11 protein-coding genes are annotated in these 21,586 nt (G+C 34.2%); 4 read left to right on the top strand and 7 right to left on the bottom strand.

Features of this window, described 5'->3' with window-relative positions; translation table 11 throughout:
• The first annotated feature begins 363 nt into the window (after positions 1–363).
• Complete coding sequence (locus tag CHB80_RS09180) at positions 364–2,406, top strand: HD family phosphohydrolase (RefSeq protein WP_089371145.1); 2,043 nt, start codon at positions 364–366, stop codon at positions 2,404–2,406.
• A 99-nt stretch (positions 2,407–2,505) separates the two neighbouring features.
• On the opposite strand, the gene CHB80_RS09175 is transcribed toward CHB80_RS09180, so the two are convergent.
• From CHB80_RS09175 to tsaD, 7 genes are all read right to left on the bottom strand, one after another.
• Positions 2,506–4,917, bottom strand: coding sequence for an alpha-ketoacid dehydrogenase subunit alpha/beta (locus CHB80_RS09175; RefSeq protein ID WP_089371144.1), 2,412 nt, complete (start codon positions 4,915–4,917; stop codon positions 2,506–2,508).
• 268 nt (positions 4,918–5,185) lie between these two features.
• Positions 5,186–7,981 (bottom strand): gluzincin family metallopeptidase, encoded by a 2,796-nt coding sequence (locus CHB80_RS09170; protein WP_244905569.1) that lies wholly within the window; start codon positions 7,979–7,981, stop codon positions 5,186–5,188.
• 210 nt (positions 7,982–8,191) lie between these two features.
• Entirely contained in the window at positions 8,192–8,881 is a 690-nt protein-coding gene (locus CHB80_RS09165) for an LOG family protein (RefSeq protein WP_089371334.1), read from the bottom strand.
• Between the two features lie 32 nt (positions 8,882–8,913).
• Positions 8,914–11,760: an excinuclease ABC subunit UvrA gene (gene uvrA, locus CHB80_RS09160; protein ID WP_089371142.1), complete on the bottom strand. Its 2,847-nt coding sequence runs from the start codon at positions 11,758–11,760 to the stop codon at positions 8,914–8,916.
• Between the two features lie 102 nt (positions 11,761–11,862).
• Complete coding sequence (locus CHB80_RS09155) at positions 11,863–12,609, bottom strand: hypothetical protein (RefSeq protein ID WP_143337085.1); 747 nt, start codon at positions 12,607–12,609, stop codon at positions 11,863–11,865.
• 433 nt (positions 12,610–13,042) lie between these two features.
• Positions 13,043–13,750, bottom strand: coding sequence for a 16S rRNA (uracil(1498)-N(3))-methyltransferase (locus tag CHB80_RS09150; protein WP_089371140.1), 708 nt, complete (start codon positions 13,748–13,750; stop codon positions 13,043–13,045).
• Between the two features lie 2 nt (positions 13,751–13,752).
• Complete coding sequence (gene tsaD, locus CHB80_RS09145) at positions 13,753–14,796, bottom strand: tRNA (adenosine(37)-N6)-threonylcarbamoyltransferase complex transferase subunit TsaD (protein ID WP_089371139.1); 1,044 nt, start codon at positions 14,794–14,796, stop codon at positions 13,753–13,755.
• Positions 14,797–14,916: 120 nt separating this feature from the next.
• On the opposite strand from tsaD, the gene CHB80_RS09140 reads away from it, so the two are divergent.
• From CHB80_RS09140 to gap, 3 genes are all read left to right on the top strand, one after another.
• Positions 14,917–19,278, top strand: a complete 4,362-nt coding sequence (locus CHB80_RS09140) for a translocation/assembly module TamB domain-containing protein (RefSeq protein WP_229746854.1) — start codon at positions 14,917–14,919, stop codon at positions 19,276–19,278.
• A gap of 283 nt (positions 19,279–19,561) precedes the next feature.
• Positions 19,562–20,548, top strand: coding sequence for a 6-phosphofructokinase (gene pfkA / locus CHB80_RS09135; RefSeq protein ID WP_089371137.1), 987 nt, complete (start codon positions 19,562–19,564; stop codon positions 20,546–20,548).
• Between the two features lie 14 nt (positions 20,549–20,562).
• Positions 20,563–21,564, top strand: a complete 1,002-nt coding sequence (gene gap / locus CHB80_RS09130; RefSeq protein ID WP_089371136.1) for a type I glyceraldehyde-3-phosphate dehydrogenase — start codon at positions 20,563–20,565, stop codon at positions 21,562–21,564.
• The last annotated feature ends 22 nt before the right edge of the window (positions 21,565–21,586 follow it).

Below are 21,586 nucleotides of genomic sequence, written 5' to 3'. Positions count from 1 at the left end.
GATATGAAAAAATCACTACGCGAAAGTACTAAAATTTACCATATCTGTTTATCATTATATGTTAGATTTACTAACATTATTTCTAATAACTTGGTGAGCATTTTATCACTGACCTTACACTTCGTTTAGTGTTATATATGCTTTCGTACTTCGACGGGCTTAGTATAAACTTCTTCGTCATTTCTTTCCTTAAAAGCGTATATAAATAGCATACAATGATGCTTGTGTCAGATAAGAGTTTTATTTCTTTATTACTGAAACGAGTTTAGTACAGAAACTATCTTTTTGTCTTTATGGGTTAGCGGGCTTTCATTTTGGGGGTTAAACGGAATTAGAGTACTTTAGCTCTGTATAGAAAAAACTATGGCATCTGTTGTAAAAACATTTTATAAAAATCAAGACTTACTTTATAAGCTATTGTTGATTGCTGTGAGTTCGGTGTTGATTGTTTATTTCTTTCCAAAAAGTGGAAAATTCCAATATGATTTTCAAAAAGGATTTCCGTGGGCATATGAAAACCTCTATGCCGATGAGGATTTTGCTATCTTAAAAAGTGAAGATGCATTAGCTCAAGAACGAGAAGAAATACGCTCGCAAGCCTTTTTATATTTTGATTACGATACCAATGTGATGAATAATGCGGTTTCTCGTTATGACGCATCCTTTTCTAATGTGTTTAATGACTCTCTAATCACCAATGAAACACAACTAAAAAACTTTGGACGTAACTTACTTACAGAAATATATAAAACAGGTATTACAACTGAAAAACCTGCTCTAGATGCAAGCCGATTAGTGTATCTTAAAAAGGGGAGTGAGGTCACACAAGTAAACTTAGGACAAATCTACGAGGCAAGTGAAGTGCCTTCATTATTACAGCGTAAATTGGATGAAAGTAGGTATACGGAATATAAGAATCTATTCTTGCAATTATTTTACGATAGTATTTTACCCAATGCCATTTATAATCCTACGCTTACCGAAAATGCAATTACGCAAGAGTTGTCACAGTTATCACCCACAAGAGGAGTTGTTACACAAGGAAGCCGAATCATTACAAGAGGTGAGCTAGTAGAAGGGGAGGCGTTGCAAAAAATGCTTTCGCTTAAAGCGAAATATGAAACACAAAATTTTAGTGATTCTCGGTATAATTGGATCGTAGCGGGGTATATTCTTCTGGTAGTATTGGCATTGGTAATGCTGTTACTATTCATTAGAAATTACCGCCCTAAAGTATATGAGAATAATACACAGATCACCTTTATACTTTTTAATGTACTCTTGATGGTACTACTTACTACAGCGGTAGTGAAGTTCAGACCTGCCTATGTGTATGCTGTTCCTTTATGTATTTTACCATTAATCCTCAAAGCTTTTTTTGATGCACGATTAGGCTTATTTACACATGTGATTACGATCTTATTACTTGGTTTTATTGTGCCTGATAGTTTTGAGTATTTCTTTTTACAAGTAATTGCCGGAATTGTTACGATTTTAAGTACGCAAGAACTTTATAAAAGAGCGAATCTCTTTATTTCTGTGGGACAGATTACCTTGATTTACATTATCGCTTATTTTGCTTTTAATAGTATACATCAGGGAGGTGTTGAAAATTTGGAATGGGAAAATTTAGGGTTATTTGTACTTGCAGGACTTGCTACATTATTTGTACAACCACTAATCTATATTTATGAAAAGATTTTTGGATTGGTAAGTGATGTGTCTCTGTTAGAACTGTCTGATACCAATTCTAAATTATTAAAAGAACTAGCAGATAAAGCTCCAGGAACCTTTCACCATAGTTTGAATGTTGCCAATTTATGTGAAGCGGCAGCCAATGAGATTGGCGCCAATGCAATGCTTGTACGTGTAGGTGCTTTATATCATGATATTGGGAAAATGAATAACCCTACAGATTTTACAGAAAATCAAGCTACTGGAGTGAATGTACATGATGATCTCTCTCCTAAAGAAAGTGCGCGCATTATTATTGATCATGTGATAGACGGTATTGAAATAGCACGTAAAAATAAACTTCCGGATCGTTTGATTGATTTTATACGTACTCACCACGGTACAAGTACGGTGCATTACTTCTATATGAAGGAAAAAGAAACCAATGAAGCGACATCAATCGCAGATTTTCAATATCCTGGACCTTTACCATTTAGTAAGGAAACAGCCATCTTAATGATGTCTGATAGTGTGGAGGCGGCAAGTAAAAGTTTAAAGAATCCTACGTCTATGCTTATTGATTCTTTTGTAGAAAAGATTGTCAAAAAGCAAATGGATGATGGACAATACTTAAATGCAGATATTACCTTTAAAGAGATTCAGCAGGTGAAGAAAGTACTTAAGAAAAAACTCAATAATATTTATCACTTGCGTATTGAGTATCCAGAGTAGTCGTTAGTCTTTAGCCGTTAGTGTTTAGCTCTTATTTAATAATTAGTGTTGACTTTTTTGTGGTGTTTCTGGGTACGCTTTCGCGAAAGCGTATACAAACTACCTCAATGCAGGATACGTTTCAGGATCTACCTCATGCATCATTTCATAAACCTTTTCAAAAATATCCTCAGCAGATGGTTTAGAGAAATAATCTCCGTCGGTTCCATAGGCTGGTCTATGTGCTTTTGCAGTCAATGTTTGTGGTTTACTATCTAAATATTGATATGCATTTTGATCATCTAAGATGTGCTGTAATAAATAGGCACTTGCGCCTCCAGGCATATCTTCATCAATGACTAAAATACGATTGGTTTTTTGTACACTTTTGACTACATCATGGTTGATGTCAAACGGTAATAAGGACTGTGCATCAATTACTTCTGCATTAATACCTACAGTGAGTAATTGTTTTGCTACATCTTGTACAATACGTAGTGTACTTCCATACGAAAGTAGGGTAATATCAGATCCTTCTTTTACGGTTTCTACCACACCAATTGGGGTGCGTATCTCGCCTAGATTCTCTGGCATTTGTTCTTTAAGACGGTAGCCATTTAGACATTCTACGATTAAAGCTGGCTCATCACTTTCTAGTAATGTGTTATAAAAACCAGCTGCTTTCGTCATATTACGAGGCGTAAGAATATACATTCCTCTTAATAAATGAATCGCAGCAGCCATTTGTGAGCCACTATGCCAGATACCTTCTAGTCTGTGACCTCTGGTACGAACAATAAGCGGTGCTTTTTGGCGTCCGTGTGTACGGTAACGTAGTGTTGCTAAGTCATCACTCATGATTTGAATAGCATACAGTAAATAGTCTAAATACTGTATCTCAGCAATAGGACGTAAGCCTCTCATTGCCATTCCTATTCCTTGTCCTATAATGGTCGCTTCACGGATCCCTGTATCAGAGACACGAAGTTCTCCGTATTTTTCTTGTAGTCCTTCTAATCCTTGATTTACATCACCTATAGTTCCTGCATCTTCTCCAAAGACCAGCGTATTAGGTTGTGTGTTAAAGATATTGTCAAAGTTTTCTCGTAAGATCACACGTCCATCTACAGTAGTACTCTCAGCAGTATATATAGGAGCTACTTCTGCAATTTGAGTAGCGTTACTTGCTGTTTCACTATATAAATGTGCGCTATAATCGGGTTGTGATTTTTCTATATATGATGTGATCCAATCTTGTAATAATGCTTTTGCATCAGATGATTCTCCTATCACATAGTGTAATGCTTTACGAGCAATACGTAAAATATCACTTTTAAGTGGTTCTTTATTTTCTGCAAGTTCTGTATGTAATGGTTGAATAAAACTTCCATTTGCAGAAGCTTGGATTACATCTTGAAGTATAGAGAGTACTTTTTGTTGTTCGGTTTGTGTAGGATATGAAAAGGCTTTCCAAGCAGCTTTCTTACCATCGCGAACTTCTTTTTTAATCTCTTTATCTATTATCTCTAGTTCTTCCTGGGTAGCAAGCCCTTGATTGATAATCCACTCTTTAAATTTTAGGTTACAATCATGTGCTCTTTCCCAAGTAAGGCGCTCTTCATTCTTATAACGCTCATGTGATCCAGAGGTAGAGTGTCCTTGAGGTTGTGTTAATTCTAACACGTGTACAAGTACAGGCACATGTTCTTCACGAGCAATTTTTCCAGCACGCTCATAGGCGTCTATAAGTGCAGGGTAATCCCAACCATTTACGCGTATAATCTCATATCCTGCTTCGTTTTCATTACGTTGAAAACCGCTTAATATTTCAGAAATATTTTCTTTAGTAGTTTGGTGCTTTGCATGTACTGAGATTCCGTACTCATCATCCCATACATTGATGACCATGGGTACTTGTAGTACTCCAGCAGCATTGATAGTTTCAAAAAAGAGCCCTTCACTAGTACTTGCATTTCCGATAGTTCCCCAAGCAACTTCGTTTCCATTATCAGAAAAGTTTTCTTTTTCTGTACTCTTTACATTACGATAAATTTTTGATGCTTGCGCAAGACCTAATAATCTTGGCATTTGTCCAGCGGTAGGAGAGATGTCTGCGCTTGAATTTTTCTGTTCAAGCAAATTGTTCCAGTTGCCATTAGTATCTAAACTATGTGTCGCAAAGTGGCCTCCCATTTGCTTTCCAGCACTCATAGGATCAAAATCTATATCGGTATGTGCATAGAGTCCTGCAAAAAATTGTTCTATAGTAAGATGGTCTATCGCCATCATAAACGTTTGATCTCTATAATATCCAGACCTAAAATCACCGTTTTTAAATGCACGAGCCCAAGCTAGTTGTGGTAATTCTTTACCATCTCCAAAGATTCCAAATTTTGCTTTTCCAGTGAGTACTTCACGTCTTCCTAATAAACTACATTCACGACTCGTTACCGCTATTTTGTAATCTGAAAGTACAGATGCTTTAAAATCTTCAAAGGATAACTTGGTATTTTGAGTCTTAGTTGTCGCCATAGGTTTTGTGTGAAAAGTTCTGCAAAATTACGAAAAACAACCCTCAAAAGCAAGGCTGTTTTACGTTAAGATTTTGAATATAATTTAATATAGTCGTCATTTGACTGTGAATATTTCAAAAAAAAATAGAATATTGGGTTTTCATTAAGAAAATGATAATAAATAGTAGGGTTGTATACGCTTTATCGTTTCACTCTCCCTATGGTCGTGAATCTCGCAAGTTCGATTTCGCGAAAGCGTACTCAGAAAAAATACAACTCGTTGAATTTTAATACCATCTACGTTGAAAAAGGCGTATTAAAGTATCTATATCTAGTGATACAATAAAACGTATTTTCTGATCGTAATTAGGTTGTGCGATTTCCCAACCTAAATTTGAATACACGGGAAGGAAAATTTCAAAATAATCATCAAGTAGGCTTACTTGAATTCCAGAATCATATACAGGCTCTAGGGTTTGTGCTCTGTTTTTTACTAGACCTACATCTCCGTAGGCATAGATGTATTTCCAAAGTGTAGTACTTGCGTTTATCGTGGTAATCCACTCGTTTGCAAAGGCAGGTTGTAATCTAGACTTAAATCCTCCTTCTGCAAAAATAAATTGTTGACTAAAGATACCACTGTCTTCAGAACGACCGTAATAATTGAAATCAAAGAGGTAATCTGTAGGTCTGTCTAATGCAAAACTGAAAAAATCTCCACTATCTCTTGTTCTGTTTCTTAAAAAGGTACCGGCGTAAAAACGTAAGTTTAACTGACGGTTATTTAAATACAGATGTCTGTAAAAGAAGGTGGCAGATAGTTTTGTAAAATCTTTTGCCACTTGTAAATCTGCATTATAGCTAACGGTATTGATAATTGCTCTATCAAAGTGTGAAAAGCGTAAGTTGAATACAGAGTAGTCCGGGTCTTGGGATTCTTGTCTAAAATCTTCATCTCTTTGCACGCGTACAAAGCGAGTAGATAGATTAGAGCCTCTATTTGCTCTAAAATCTCTTGGTTTAAAACTAAAATTTAAGAACGGTACAAAACGCTCAAAGAATAAATCTGGACCAAAAGATGATCTGTTTCCAGAAACTCCATAGCGTACACTAAAGAGTTTGCTGTCTTCTAAAAAATGCGTGTACGATAATGATGCTTTACCAATGATAGCTTTAGATCGTAATCCAAATTGAGGTTCAAACTTATATCTGAAATTTTTACGAAGTATCGTGTTATTATATAATTTTAATCCAGGACTCAGACCATCATAAATATTAAACTCTGCTGTTGGAATTATAAATGCCTGATTTTTTGATGGATTTTCAAAATCTTGTAAAAACTTTAATTGAATAGGTTTGTTGAGTCCTAAGAAGCCTTTGGGGTTATGATAGCTATCTCTGAGGTTATATTCTGGAATAATTTCATCATAATTTAAAACAACTCTATCTATACTATCGGCAGGAAGGGCTATTGATTTTGTCTTTTCTATATTTTCTACCCATGTCTTAGATACAACTTCTCCATCTTTTAATCCATATACAGAAATAGGAGCAGGGTTATCTCTTTTGTTTTTGATGGTTACTACTAATGAATCTCCCTCTCTCTTAGAATTCTTGATTTTAAAATCAAGCTTACGTCTAGTGGTTACATATTCATTAAAAAACCAATCGACATCTTTTGATGTGTTTTTTCTAATAAGATTTTCAAAGTCTTTAGGACTTACGCCTTGTTTTAAGTTGTAGTTCGTGTAAAACTCTTTGATGGTGTTATTAACAACATCATCTTCTAAAAAATCACCTAAATACCGAAGTCCAGCGCCACTTTTATATGCATTTGCTATTTGTACATTGTACTTGATAAGAGAGTCATAGGGTTTTGATAATGGCTGATCTAAGTTGAGTCTCGCTATATTCATGTATAGGAGATTGTACTGATCGTTAAATTCTAATTTTGAGAGATAGAATTGTCGTACTAGCCAATATTTATCAAGGCTACCTACTACTTTTAAATCAGGATAAAAAGTATCAATATAGCGTTGCATGAGATGTACCTTAATTCCATCGATGATCCATCTGTCCATTCTTGGATTAACGAGTAGAGTATTATCTACGTACTTATTAATAATGGTTTTTACTAATTTGATCTCATATTGAAATCCATCTGGGAATGGTCGGATAAAATTGGGTAATTGGTTTAAGCCGTATACTTGATTTTCTTTATAATCAAGTTGTGTGACGAGTAATGTCTTGTGAGGATATTCCCCTAGATTTTCTTTCATAAAACCCGCAATACGATCTACAATAAGAGCACGAATAGGATCCCCTACCATACGATCATCTATATTGGAGTTTAGGGTTAAGAAATCTGTTTCTATTTTTTCAAAATTAGGGTTTTTAGTAAGGTATACTCTAGGGTTGATTCTGTCTTTACCGTTAAGAATTGCTATTTTTTCCTTGGTATTATAGGAAGTATTCTCAATACGGGTTTCAAAATCTGTAATGATTTCATACTCCTTTGGAAATGAAAAAGTGATTTGGATATCACTGTTGGGATAATATCGATCTACTAGATTTTTGTTACTATAATATTGCCATTCTCCATCATATATGGCTGGAGTGATATACCAATATCTTAGGTTGTAATCTTTAGTCTTGGTAACTCCATAGTTTGTAAAACGTGTATACGGTAATTTAACTTTATAGGTGAGCTTTAAATTATATGACGCTTTTGGTAGTAAGGGTGTTTTAAGTGGTACTTCAATAATATCTTGTGCTTTGTCAAGCCTTTTGTATTGTAAATAAGAAGTACCATCATATATAGACTTAATAGCAGTAAAGCCACGTTCTTCGTCTTTTGCTAAATGGAATTTTTTCTCAAAATCTTCTGCAAACCTTACAGCTAATGGGGTCTCTTTAGAAGAAAAACTATGCGCCCAATCATTAAGATATATTGTTGTAAGTGTGTCTTGTGTTGTGTTTTTATAAGTAATTGATTGTGTTATTTCAATAGCATCTTCTTCGGGTAATAAACGCGCGTTTACTCCAATAGTGTTTTGTGCTATTACACTTGTTGTGCAAAGCAAACAAAAAACTAAAATGGCTTGGAAGATTTTTTTCAATATACTATTCAAGAAATTATGTGATTTATATGCAACATATTTAATGCCAACTTTTGTTAATACCTTCTTAAGATTTTTATTTAAAACGTGCTAATTAACAAACTTACTTTGATATAATGTATAATCTCATCATATATTATAACAAAAGTTGACTTTAAGATAGTATTGAATATGCTAGAAGTTAGGACTTAATTGATATTTTTCATAGAAGTCATTTAATACTTCTATTACTTCTTCTGGAGTATCTACAAGGTGAATAAGATCTATATCTTTTGGGCTAATATTTCCATATTTATCTAATAATGTAGATTTTACCCAGTCTAATAAACCACCCCAGAAATCTTTTCCAACTAAAATAATTGGGAATTTTTGGATCTTATGAGTTTGGATAAGAGTGATTGCTTCAAAAAGTTCATCTAAAGTTCCAAACCCTCCAGGCATTACGACAAATCCTTGTGAGTATTTCACAAACATTACTTTGCGAACAAAGAAATAGTCAAAATCAAGACTTTTATCACTATCTATATAGGGATTGTCGTGTTGCTCAAATGGAAGATCTATGTTTAGTCCTACAGATGTACCGCCAGCTAAATGAGCTCCTTTATTTCCAGCCTCCATAATCCCTGGTCCACCGCCGGTAATAACTCCATAGCCATTTTCGGCAATTTTTTTAGATACTTCTACGGCAAGTTCGTAATAAGGATCTTCTGGTTTAGTACGAGCACTTCCAAATACAGACACACAAGGTCCTATCTGACTCATTTTTTCAAATCCGTTTACAAATTCACCAACAATTTTAAATATTGCCCAAGAATCGTTTGTCTTTATTTCATTCCAACCTTTAGGTCTAGTTTCACTATGCATTGTCATTGTACTATATTTTTTAAAGTAACTTTTTATACAGTTACTATTGGGTTCATTTCTTTTTTTAAGAATTGAGCTGTATAGCTCTTTTTGTTTTTGATGAGTTGTTCTGGTGTTCCTTTTGCAACAACTTTCCCACCGCCTTTTCCGCCTTCATATCCTATATCAATAATATAATCAGCCATTTTTACAACATCTAAATTATGTTCTATAATTAGAATCGTATTTCCTTTGTTTACAAGTCTATTCAGAACTTCCATTAGAACGCGTATGTCTTCAAAATGCAAACCTGTAGTGGGTTCGTCTAAGATGTAAAAAGTATTTCCTGTATCTCGTTTACTTAGTTCTGTGGCAAGTTTGATACGTTGTGCTTCTCCACCAGAGAGTGTCGTAGATTGTTGTCCTAGCGTAATATATCCGAGACCTACATCTTTTATAGTCTTGAGTTTTCTATAGATTTTTGGAATATGCTCAAAGAAATCTGTGGCTTCTCGTATGGTCATTTCTAACACATCAGAAATCGATTTTCCTTTATATCGAATTTCTAATGTTTCTCTATTGAAACGTTTTCCTTGACATGTTTCACACTCGACATATACATCGGGTAAGAAATTCATTTCTATCACTCGCAGGCCACCTCCTTTACAGGTTTCGCAACGTCCTCCAGCAACATTAAAACTGAAACGACCAGGTTTGTATCCACGTATAAGTGCTTCTGGGGTTTTTGCAAATAGAGCTCTGATTTCGCTAAAAGCTCCTGTATATGTGGCTGGATTAGAACGAGGTGTTCTTCCTATAGGTGATTGGTTGATATCAATTACTTTATCACAATTTTCTAACCCTTTGATACTTTTATAAGGCATCGGTTTTTTAACGCCATTAAAGTAATGCGCATTCATGATAGGGTAGAGAGTCTCATTGATAAGCGTAGATTTACCGCTTCCAGAAACGCCCGTTACGGCAATCATCTTTCCTAATGGAATAGATATGTTTACATTCTTTAAGTTGTTTCCTGTAGCTCCTTTAAGTTCTATGGTTTTTCCATTACCTTCTCTACGCTTTTTAGGAACTTCAATTTCTTTTTCTCCATTAAGATACTGTGCAGTAAGTGTGCTATGGTGTACTAATTCTTCTGGAGTTCCTTGGCTTATAATTTCTCCTCCATATTTCCCAGCTCGCGGACCAATATCAATTACATGATCTGCACGTTCAATCATGTCCTTGTCATGTTCTACTACAATGACAGAATTTCCAATATCTCGTAAAGAGAGTAAAGAATTAATTAATTTCTGGTTATCTCGTTGGTGTAATCCAATACTTGGTTCATCAAGGATGTATAATACACCTACCAATTGTGATCCTATTTGTGTGGCAAGACGAATACGCTGAGCTTCTCCACCAGAAAGCGATTTAGAATTGCGATGTAATGATAAATAGGTGAGTCCTACATCAACTAGAAATTGAATGCGTGTCTTTATTTCTTTAATAATCTCAGAAGCGATTTTAACTTGTTTCTCAGATAGTTTTTTCTCCAAGGAATCAAACCATTCTTGTAGCTCTAGAATATCCATATGAGCCAAATCAGAGATGCTTTGGTTTTCAACTTTAAAGAATAATGATTCTTTACGTAATCTAGAACCTTTACATTCTGGACAAGAGATTTTGTCCATATATCCCTTTGCCCATCGTTTTAAAGATGTAGAATCACTAGTGTTAAATGTGTTTTCTATAAAATTTGCTACGCCTTCAAAGTCGATCTTATAATCACGGGTAACTCCTAGCTCTTTAGATTGTACAGAAAATTTTTCATTGCCTCCATAAAAAATAAAAGTCAGTGCTTCTTCAGGGATTTTTTCTATAGGATCCGTGAGTTTAAAATCAAAACGATCTGCAATGAATTGTAATTGTTTAAAAATCCAATTGTTTTTATGAGGACCATGAGGTTCTAACCCTCCGTTTTGAATGGATTTCTTTTTGTCTGGAATGATTTTATCTACATTGACTTCATAAAGTTCTCCAATACCATTACATTTTGGACATGCCCCTTTGGGAGAGTTAAAAGAGAAGTTATTTGGTTCAGGGTTTGGATAGGATATTCCTGTAGATGGACACATTAAATTTCTACTAAAATATCGTACTTCTTCAGTATCTTGGTCTAATACCATGAGTACATCATCCCCATGATACATTGCCGTGTTTATACTTTCGCGTAAGCGTTTATCATCATCAGTTCCAGATTGTATAGCAAGGCGGTCAATGACAATCTCTATATCATGTGTTTTATAGCGATCTACCTTCATGCCTTTTACAATGTCTCTTACTTCACCGTCAATACGTACTTTAACAAAACCTTGTTTTGCAATTTGTTCAAAGAGTTCTCTATAATGCCCTTTACGTGAGCGTACAATAGGAGCTAAGATATTGATACGTTTTCCATCAAAACTTTTAATAATCAAATCTTTTATTTGATCATCGGTATAGCTCACCATTTTCTCACCAGTATTGTAGCTATAGGCATCACTGGCTCTGGCATAAAGTAAACGTAAAAAGTCATAAATTTCTGTAATTGTACCTACAGTTGATCTTGGACTTTTACTTGTTGTTTTTTGTTCTATAGCAATCACTGGAGATAATCCTTGAATTTTATCGACATCTGGACGTTCAAGTCCTCCTAAAAATTGTCGAGCATAGGCAGAGAATGTCTCAATATATCTTCGCTGTCCTTCTGCATAGATGGTATCAAAAGCTAAAGAACTTTTACCACTTCCAGAAAGTCCTGTAATCACAACGAGTTTCTCCCTAGGGATAATCACATCAATATTTTTGAGATTGTGTGCCCTAGCGCCGTAAACTTCAATGATTTCTTCTGTTTGTGCCATAAATTTACCAAAAGTTGCAAAGTTACTTATTTGCCAGCAGATTAGAAAGGTTGATACGTTTATGTATTGTTAATCTTATACGTATCTATGTGCCACAGAAAATTAACGCCCTGTATTTATTTCTTTTATGACAAATGGATAGATGGAAAGTGTCATAAATAGAAGGATGCTACATACAAACCCTATGGATACATAGCTAAAGAATAATGGTAGTTGGAATAGTAAAATTCCTATAGGAAGAAAAACTCCTAGCATTGTAAGTAGCGCAAGTAAAATAAATGCGAAGTTTATAATTTTAGGTATACGCTGTTGCGATTGTATGGTGATACTAAACAGTCTAGGGATAATTTCTTCAGACATTTGTTCTCCCAACTTTGAAAGTAAATCTTCACTAAATCCCATATCTTGATAACGATGGGTATCTAGTTGCACAGCATAACTTAGAATTTTTTCTTGATGTCGTTCATAGATACGATTTACATCTAATTCATCTTTATAAGAGGCATATTTGTAACCAAAATAATACCAGATTCCTGATCCACATTTATGTTCTACCCATTTTCTAAGGATACGAGGTGAGTATGTTCTTGGGTTTGAAAATGTATCTACTTTACTTTTGGAAGGGTCATCTAGTAAAAGTGATTTTGCTTCTAAGTACAGATTTTCAGAATCTCCGTATCTATTATTTTCTTCTATATACTCTAATGCAAGTTTAGAACGTCCTTTGTAAAACTCTTTCATAGTAAAGAAGTTAAGATCTCCGAACTCTTTGTCAATGTATTCTTTAAGTCCTGTATTCCATACTTCTGAGCGAACTAATATATCTATGATATTTCTAAAATGATGCATTTTTTGAGTTAAAGCATTTAACTCAGTACTTAATGTATTGCTGCTAAAACGTATTTGGTTGGTTTTGTTAAGTATAAATACAAAGAGTACGATCACAAGTAAAATACTGATGATACATAATATGAGTAGAATGGTATCAACTTTATCTTTGGAGAGCGTCTCTTTAGGGACCCAATTGTGGAGCCCATATATAATGAGTATGCATCCCAATATGCTAATAAAAGCGGGGACGTAAGGCACAACGAATTTGATAAAATTCCTTAATTTCATCTAGTTAATTTACTACCAGTAAGTTGGGCCTTTTTTCCTGTTTAGGGGAATAAGGCCGTAAATAAACAACTATAAATAACATTCACAAAATAAAATGGCATATTTTGTAAGAAAAATATCCTTTTTTGTTACGGATTTGATGTATTTTGTTTGTGTAGGGAGCTTACTGGTGTAAAAAAGCAATACTATGACATGCTACAATTCCAGCTGTTTCTGTACGAAGTCTACTCGTACCAAGTGTGATTTGTGTATAGTTAGACGCTAATGCATTTCTGATTTCTTCTGGCGAAAAATCTCCTTCAGGTCCTATAAGGATTAAAATGTCTTTTGAGGCCGTAATCTCTTTAGTAAGAGGTGATTTTTCTCCTTCTTCACAATGAGCAATACCTGAAAATGATGCTTGAGGTTGCGATTTAATGAAGTCTTTAAAACTAATTGCAGGATGTAATATAGGTAAGTGTACTTGGAGCGATTGTTTCATGGCGCTCTGTAAGATTTTATTAAAGCGCTCTTCCTTTATTTGTTTACGTTCGCTATGATCACAAATAATAGGTGTAATTTCTGTAATGCCTATTTCGGTTGATTTTTCTAAAAACCATTCAAAGCGATCATTTAGTTTAGTGGGAGCTATAGCGATATGTAGTTTATAGGGTAATGGCTCTTGGAATTGTGCACTATGCAACTGAATTGTACACTTATTAGGATTGTTATCAATAATTTTACCTTTAAACAAGTAACCCTTACCGTTTGTTAAAGTAATTTCATCTCCCGTTTGTTTACGCAATACACGTATAATGTGTTTACTTTCTTCTCTAGGGAATGTATATAGATCAGATTCCTGTGTGATGGATGCACTGTAAAATAATTGCATACTTATATTTTAAGACGTGATTGTGCCTGAACCCCTGTATCTACATAATTATTCTTCTCCACTAATTCTTCTCTGTATTTTAAATACCCTACAATTCCTATCATGGCTGCATTATCGGTTGTATATTCAAATTTTGGTAAATAGGTTTTCCAACCCATATTTTTTTCTGCTTCTTTAAGTGCATGTCGTATTCCTTTATTTGCAGAAACACCTCCGCCTATAGCAACTTGAGTAATACCTGTCTGTTTTACTGCTTTCTTAATTTTATCCATTAAAATCCCAACAATAGTGTATTGTATAGAGGCACATATATCAGCGATGTTTTCTTCAATAAAATTAGGATTTTGTTGTATTTGCTTTTGCATAAAATACATGATCTGAGTTTTTAATCCGCTAAAGCTAAAGTTTAGGCCTTCTACTTTTGGTCTTGTAAATGGAAAAGTTTTTGGGTTTCCTTTTGCAGCCCATTTATCTATCAAAGGCCCGCCAGGGTAGGGAAGACCTAATAGTTTTGCACTTTTATCAAATGCTTCTCCTACTGCATCATCTATAGTTTCTCCTATTACAGACATCTGAAAGTAGCTATCTACTCGTACAATCTGTGTGTGTCCTCCTGAAATGGTCATCGCTAAAAAAGGAAATGATGGTTTTTCATATCCATCTTCATCTATAAAATGAGCTAAAATATGTGCCTGCATGTGGTTAACATCAATTAGGGGTATGTTCAAACCTAATGCTAGTGATTTGGCAAATGAGGTTCCAACTAATAAGGAACCTAATAGGCCAGGTCCGCTTGTAAATGCTATGGCACTTAGCTCTTTTTTGTCGATATTTGCCTTTCGTAAAGCAGCTGTTACAACAGGTACAATATTTTGTTGATGTGCTCTAGAGGCAAGTTCAGGAACAACTCCCCCATATTGTTCGTGTATTTCCTGTGTAGCTACAACATTAGAGAGTACTTTATCGTTGTGCAATATAGCAGCAGCCGTATCATCACAAGAAGATTCAATAGCAAGTAAATAACAATTTGTCGAGTTCGTAGTCATATTAGGCACACATATTGTAAATAAAAAAACAAAGTTAAAACAATAAGCCGTATCAAGAAATTTAAAAAAATAGTAGTACGTACAATAGTTTATCTATTGCTATTCTTTGCAGTTTTGTTATTGATCTTCTCAATACCAGCTGTACAATCTAAGGTAGCTTCTATTATTACTAATAAAGTAAATAAAAAATACGGTACCTCCATTCACGTAGATAAAGTAGGGCTTAAGTGGAATGGTGATCTTAATCTCAAAGATATTTATATTGAAGACCATCACCAAGATACCCTTATCTATACACGCTCTCTAGCTACAAGTGTTTTAAGTGCAAAAAAAGTAATAGACGGCAATCTTGAATTAGGAAGTATAGCACTAGATGGCGCCAAATTTTATTTAAAATTTTATGCGGGAGAACAGAGTGATAATATTTCTATTTTTTCAAAGAAGTTTGTTCCTGAAAACCCAAATCCTGATGCGCCTCCTTTTGTAATGACCTCTTCTAAAATTACATTGGAAGATGCTGTTTTTAGATATATTGATGAAGATTTAGAAAATCAAGTAGTGATTGATTATACGGGTTTAGAAGCAAGACTTGATGATTTTGAATTGGTAGATGATGTTATAGATACACATATAGATCACCTTGCATTCAAAGCAAAAAGAGGTTATGGGATATCTTCCTTAGAAGGAGATTTTCATTATGATACAAGTGCTATAAATCTTAAAGATTTTATATTAAAAACTGAATCTTCAGAGATAGAGGGTACGATCGCATTAGATACTTCGGGAGATAAAATGTCTGATTTTATTAATAAAGTCGATATTGAGGCCGCTTTCGCGAAAGCGAATATCTCCACTAACGATATAGCACCATTTTATAGTGGTTTTGCAAGAGATAAGACCTTTACTTTGAAAGGAAATGTAACAGGATTTCTTAATGACTTTAAAACAACTGGTCTAGAGGTAAGAGGTTTAAAAAACTCTGTCATAGATGGAGATATTCAGTTTACTAACCTTATAGATGGAGATGATTTTAGTATAGAAGGTAATTACAGAGAAGTACAAACTACCTATTTTGATCTGAAATCTTTATTGCCTAATGTACTTTCTACATTGCCGGCACAAATGGCAAAACTTGGTACTATAGAGTTAATCGGTTTTACAACAATAACAACAACTATTATTGATACCGAAGGGGTTGTTACTTCAGCACTTGGAGATGGATACGTTGATTTATTATTAACAGATTATCAAAATACAGATGTCGCTACATATACTGGAAACATAGACCTAGAAAACTTTAATTTAGGTAAGTTTATTAATGATCCAAGAGTAGGCAGAACATCTATGGATCTTGATGTAAATGGAAAAGGATTTATTCAAGAATATCTCGACACAAAACTTTCTGGAATTGTATATAGTCTTACTTATAATGATTATACCTATAAAGATATTAGTGTTTATGGAGATTTAAAGAGCCCCGTTTTTAATGGTGAACTCATTATGAATGATCCTAACCTGAAAGCAAGAGTAGATGGACTTATAGATGTTTCAAAGAGTATTAATAGTTATGATTTTGAAGCAGATATTGAGTATGCAAATCTTGTGAATCTTAATTTTGTAAATGATAGCGTTTCTGTTCTTAAAGGAAACGTGATCATGGACATGAAAGGGACAGGGATTGAAGACGCCTTTGGAAAGCTTTCGTTTTATGATGCCGTATATCAAAATAAGAATGACACTTATTATTTTAAAGACTTTGATATTACTTCAGTATTTGATAAAAAGAACATTCGTACTATAGCGATCAACTCTTCAGATATTATAGATGGCTCTGTAAGCGGTATTTTTAAGTTTAATGAAGTTGTCCCTTTATTTAGAAATGCACTAGGTAGTCTGTATACAAACTATCAACCAGAGGTATTGACAGAAAATCAATTTATGGATTTTGATTTTACGATCAATAATAAAATTGTAGAAGTCTTTATTCCAGAAATAGAATTTGAACCAGAAACAATTATAAAGGGAAGTGTTGTCTCTGATGATTCTGAATTTAAACTCACATTTAAATCACCAAGAATAGCAGCCTTTGGAAATATGGCAGAAGCCATAGAAGTAAAGGTAGATAATAAAAACCCATTATTTAATACCTATATCGCTGCCGATAGTATAGATGCTGGTTTTTATGCTGTTTCAGATTTTAACCTTATTAATGTAACGCTTAAGGATACATTATTTATGAAATCTGAATTTAGAGGAGGTACGCGTAATGATGATCAATACGATTTATCATTATATCATACAATTAATGAAGATGGAAACTCTGTGGTAGGTTTTAAGAAATCTCAAGTAGTTTTTAAGGATAATCCTTGGTTTATTAATAAAGAAAATAACAATCGTAATCGTATTGTTTTTGATAATAACTTTAATGATGTAGATATTCAAACTATTGTCTTAAGTCATAAAGATGAACGTATCGATCTTAAAGGCGTTGTAAAGGATAGTACCTATAAAGATATTAAAGCACAATTTACCAATGTAGATCTAGCAAAAATCACCCCTTCAATAGATAGTTTAGATCTTCAGGGGAGAGTAAATGGAAAATTAGACCTTCTTCAAAAAGAAGGAGCCTATTATCCTAATTCTACAGTAGCAATAGATCAGTTTACGGTTAATGAGTATCTATTAGGAAAATTTGATTTAACCGTACAAGGGAATACATCATTATCTGCATATGAGATTAAATCTAAATTAGAAAATCAAGAAGGATCTCCTTTGGTAGCAAATGGAAATATTATAGTAGGCGATGGTAGTGATGCAACCATAGACTTAGATGTAGAACTCACAAATTTTGACTTAGCGCCTTTTGATCCTTTAGGAGAAGGCGTTATTACAAGAATACGTGGCTTTGTAGATGGGAATGCAAAAATTACAGGGAATTATAAAAGCCCAGATATAAATGGTGATTTAACCATATTAGATGGAGGTCTTAAAATACCATATCTAAATACAGATTATGATTTTAGAGGTGTTTCTAGTGTTACATTAGAAAAACAAAAGTTCATCTTTAATGCCATTCAACTTGAAGATGTAAAATACGAAACACTTGGCGCCTTAAATGGTTCGATTTCACATAATGCGTTTAGTGATTGGAAGCTTGATTTAGGAATTAGTACAGATAGGCTAGTAGTGTTAGATACTAAAGAAGATCTGGAGTCTCTATACTTTGGAACTGCTTTTATCTCTGGAGAAGCAATGATTAAAGGACCTATAGATAATTTGGTTATTGATGTTTTTGCAGAAACAGAAGAAGGAACTGTATTTAATGTTCCTATAGATGATTCTGAATCTATTGGAGATAGTTCATATATACACTTCGTAACACCAGAAGAAAAGAAAGCAAAATTAAATGGCGTTGTATCAGAACTAACTGAAATAAAAGGACTCTCTGTAAATTTTGATCTAGATGTAGATGCAGATGCTCTTATAGAGATTGTAGTCGATAAAGAAAATGGAAGTACCTTAAAAGGTAGGGGAGGCGGAACACTCTTAATACAATTGGATACTAATGGGAAGTTTGATATGTATGGAGACTTCATTGCTTATGAAGGGACTTTCAACTTTAAATACAAAGGACTTTTTCAAAAAGAATTTAAGTTCAGACCTGATGGAAATATACGTTGGGAAGGTGATCCTGCAGGAGCATTACTAGATATAAGCGCTGTTTATAAAGCAGAAGCAAATCCTAGTATCTTATTAGAAAACCCCTCTGTAAACCGTAAAATACCTGTAGATGTTGTTATCAATCTAGATGGGGAACTCTTAAAACCAGATATTACATTTGATATAGAATTCCCAGCAGCAACCAGTACCGTTGTTTCTGAGCTTGAATACCGTCTTAGTGATAAGAATGCAAGAGAGCTTAATGCAATTTCTTTAGTATCTCAAGGTGTTTTCTTGAGTAATGCATCCATATCTACTGCAGGAGCTGTAAATAATTTATTGGAAACAACATCATCTGTACTCTCAGACATTCTATTTAGTGATGATGACAGTATTTTTGATGTAGGATTAGATTTAGTACAAGCAGATAATACACCAGACCTACAATCGGCAGGACGTGTTGGGATTACACTTTCTACGCAAATTACAAATCGAGTTCTTATTAATGGGAAAGTTGGAGTACCTACTGGAGGTATAAGTGAAAGCGTCATCGTAGGAGATGTAGAGATTGATTTCTTATTGAGTGAAAATGGTGCTTTACGTGCTAAAGTATTTAATAGACAAACTGATATTCAATTTATAGGAGAGACAGAAGGCTATACGCAAGGAGCTGGTCTATCTTATGCCGTAGATTTTAATTCCTTTAAAGAACTTATTAGAAAGATTTTTAAAGGAAAATCAAAAGAAGCCATAGAAAGTTTAAAAGAGCAAGAAGCAACTACAGAAAAAATTGCTCCAGATGGTGTGACTTTTAAAAACTAACGTTCCATTTATTTTGTTTCAAATACGATTTCAATTTTTTACTATTTTGATAAATTATTAAAATAGTACCTTCTCTATATAGATATCCTTAAAATGTACGCTTTCGCGAAAGCAAATAATGCCATTTTACCTTCTTTTCACACTTTTTTTTACTTCAATAACGGGCAACTTAAAAAAAGTTGTTAAACGAAAACGTTTGAGATTGTAAATAGTCAAAAATCAGCACGAAATACTTGAATAATCTAGGTTAAGTTTCCTAAATTTATTTTTTATTTGCTAATATATGAGCCAAAACATTAAGAAAATAGCAGTTTTAACATCGGGTGGGGACTCCCCTGGAATGAATGCTGCTATTCGATCTGTAGCACGTACTTGTGCCTATCATAAAATTTCATGTGTAGGAGTTTATAGAGGATATGAAGGACTTATTGATGGTGATTTTGTAGCACTAGATGCACGTAGTGTAAGAGGCGTTATAAATAAAGGAGGCACATTTCTTAAATCAGCAAGAAGTAAACGTTTTATGACCAAAGAAGGTCGTAAAATAGCCTATGATCAATTACGTGAAAATGGAATTGATGCAATCGTTCTCATAGGTGGTGATGGAACATTTACAGGAGGCCTTGTTTTCAATACTGAATATAATTTTCCAGTAATGGGAATTCCTGGGACTATTGATAATGATATTAATGGTACAGACAGAACTTTAGGATATGATACCGCTTTAAATACTGCAGTTGAAGCGATAGATAAAATACGTGATACCGCACATTCACATGACCGATTATTCTTTGTTGAGGTAATGGGGCGTGATGTAGGACATATTGCTTTAAATGCAGGTGTAGGTGCTGGAGCAGAAGAAATTCTGATACCTGAAGAAGATATGGGAATTGATAGACTTGTAGAGTCTTTAGAACGTAGTAAGAAGAGTGGAAAATCATCTAGTATTGTTGTTGTAGCTGAAGGTGATAAAATAGGGAAAAGCGTTTTTGAGCTTAAAGATTATGTAGATCAAAACCTTGATGAATATGATGTACGTGTATCTGTTTTAGGGCATATGCAACGTGGAGGTTCACCTACTTGTTTTGACCGTGTTCTCGCTAGTAGAATGGGAGTAAAAGCAGTAGAGTCTCTTCTAGAGGGAAAAAGTAATTACATGGTAGGAACCATACATGATACGATGGAACTTACTCCGCTTGAAAAAGCAATAAAAGGAGAATCAAAAATTAATAAAGAATTGATACGTGTGTCAGATATCATGACCACATAATTTAATACAAACACATGGGAAATTTAAAATTAGGAATTAATGGATTTGGTCGTATAGGCCGTATCGTTTTCAGAGCGACAGTAAAACGTGATAACGTTGATGTAGTTGCTATTAACGATTTACTAGATGTAGAGCATTTAGCATATCTATTAAAATATGATTCTGTACATGGACGTTTTGACGGAGATGTTTCTGTAAAAGACGGAAATCTTATCGTTGATGGAAAAACAATTCGTGTTACAGCAGAACGTGATCCTAAAAACTTAAAATGGGATGAAGTAGGAGCAACAGTAGTTGCAGAATGTACAGGAATTTTCACAACATTAGAAACAGCTGATTATCATATACAGTCTGGAGCTAAAAAAGTAGTAATCTCTGCACCATCAAAAGATGCACCTATGTTTGTAATGGGAGTAAATGATGAAAAACTTACAGCAGCACATACTATTGTATCTAATGCTTCTTGTACAACAAACTGTTTAGCACCTATAGCAAAAGTGGTGAATGACAATTGGGGTATTAAAGAAGGATTAATGACTACCATCCATGCAGCTACATCTACACAACTTACTGTAGATGGACCTTCTAAAAAGAACTATCGTTTAGGTAGAGCAGCAATCAATAATATTATTCCTACCTCTACAGGAGCTGCAAAAGCAGTAGGAAAAGTAATTCCTGAGGTAGATGGGAAATTAACAGGGATGGCATTTAGAGTGCCTACAGCAGATGTTTCTGTTGTAGACTTAACTGTAAGTACAGTAAAAGAAACATCATTAGAAGAAATTAAAGCAGCTTTTAAAGATGTAGCAGATGGAGCACTTAAAGGTATTGTGGGTTATACAGATGAAGGGGTTGTTTCTCAAGATTTTGTAAGTGACGACCGTACAAGTATTTTTGATGCAGATGCTTCTATTGAGTTAAGTTCAACTTTTTTCAAATTAGTTTCTTGGTATGATAATGAGTTTGGATATTCTAATAAACTTGTTGACTTGGCCGAAAAAGTAAATGAACTATAAATGATGAATGTTTTCCTATATG

Source organism: Dokdonia pacifica (assembly GCF_900188275.1).
GTDB lineage: Bacteria > Bacteroidota > Bacteroidia > Flavobacteriales > Flavobacteriaceae > Dokdonia > Dokdonia pacifica.
Note: the sequence above shows the minus strand (reverse complement) of the source record. Positions and strands in the feature narration are given on the sequence as shown.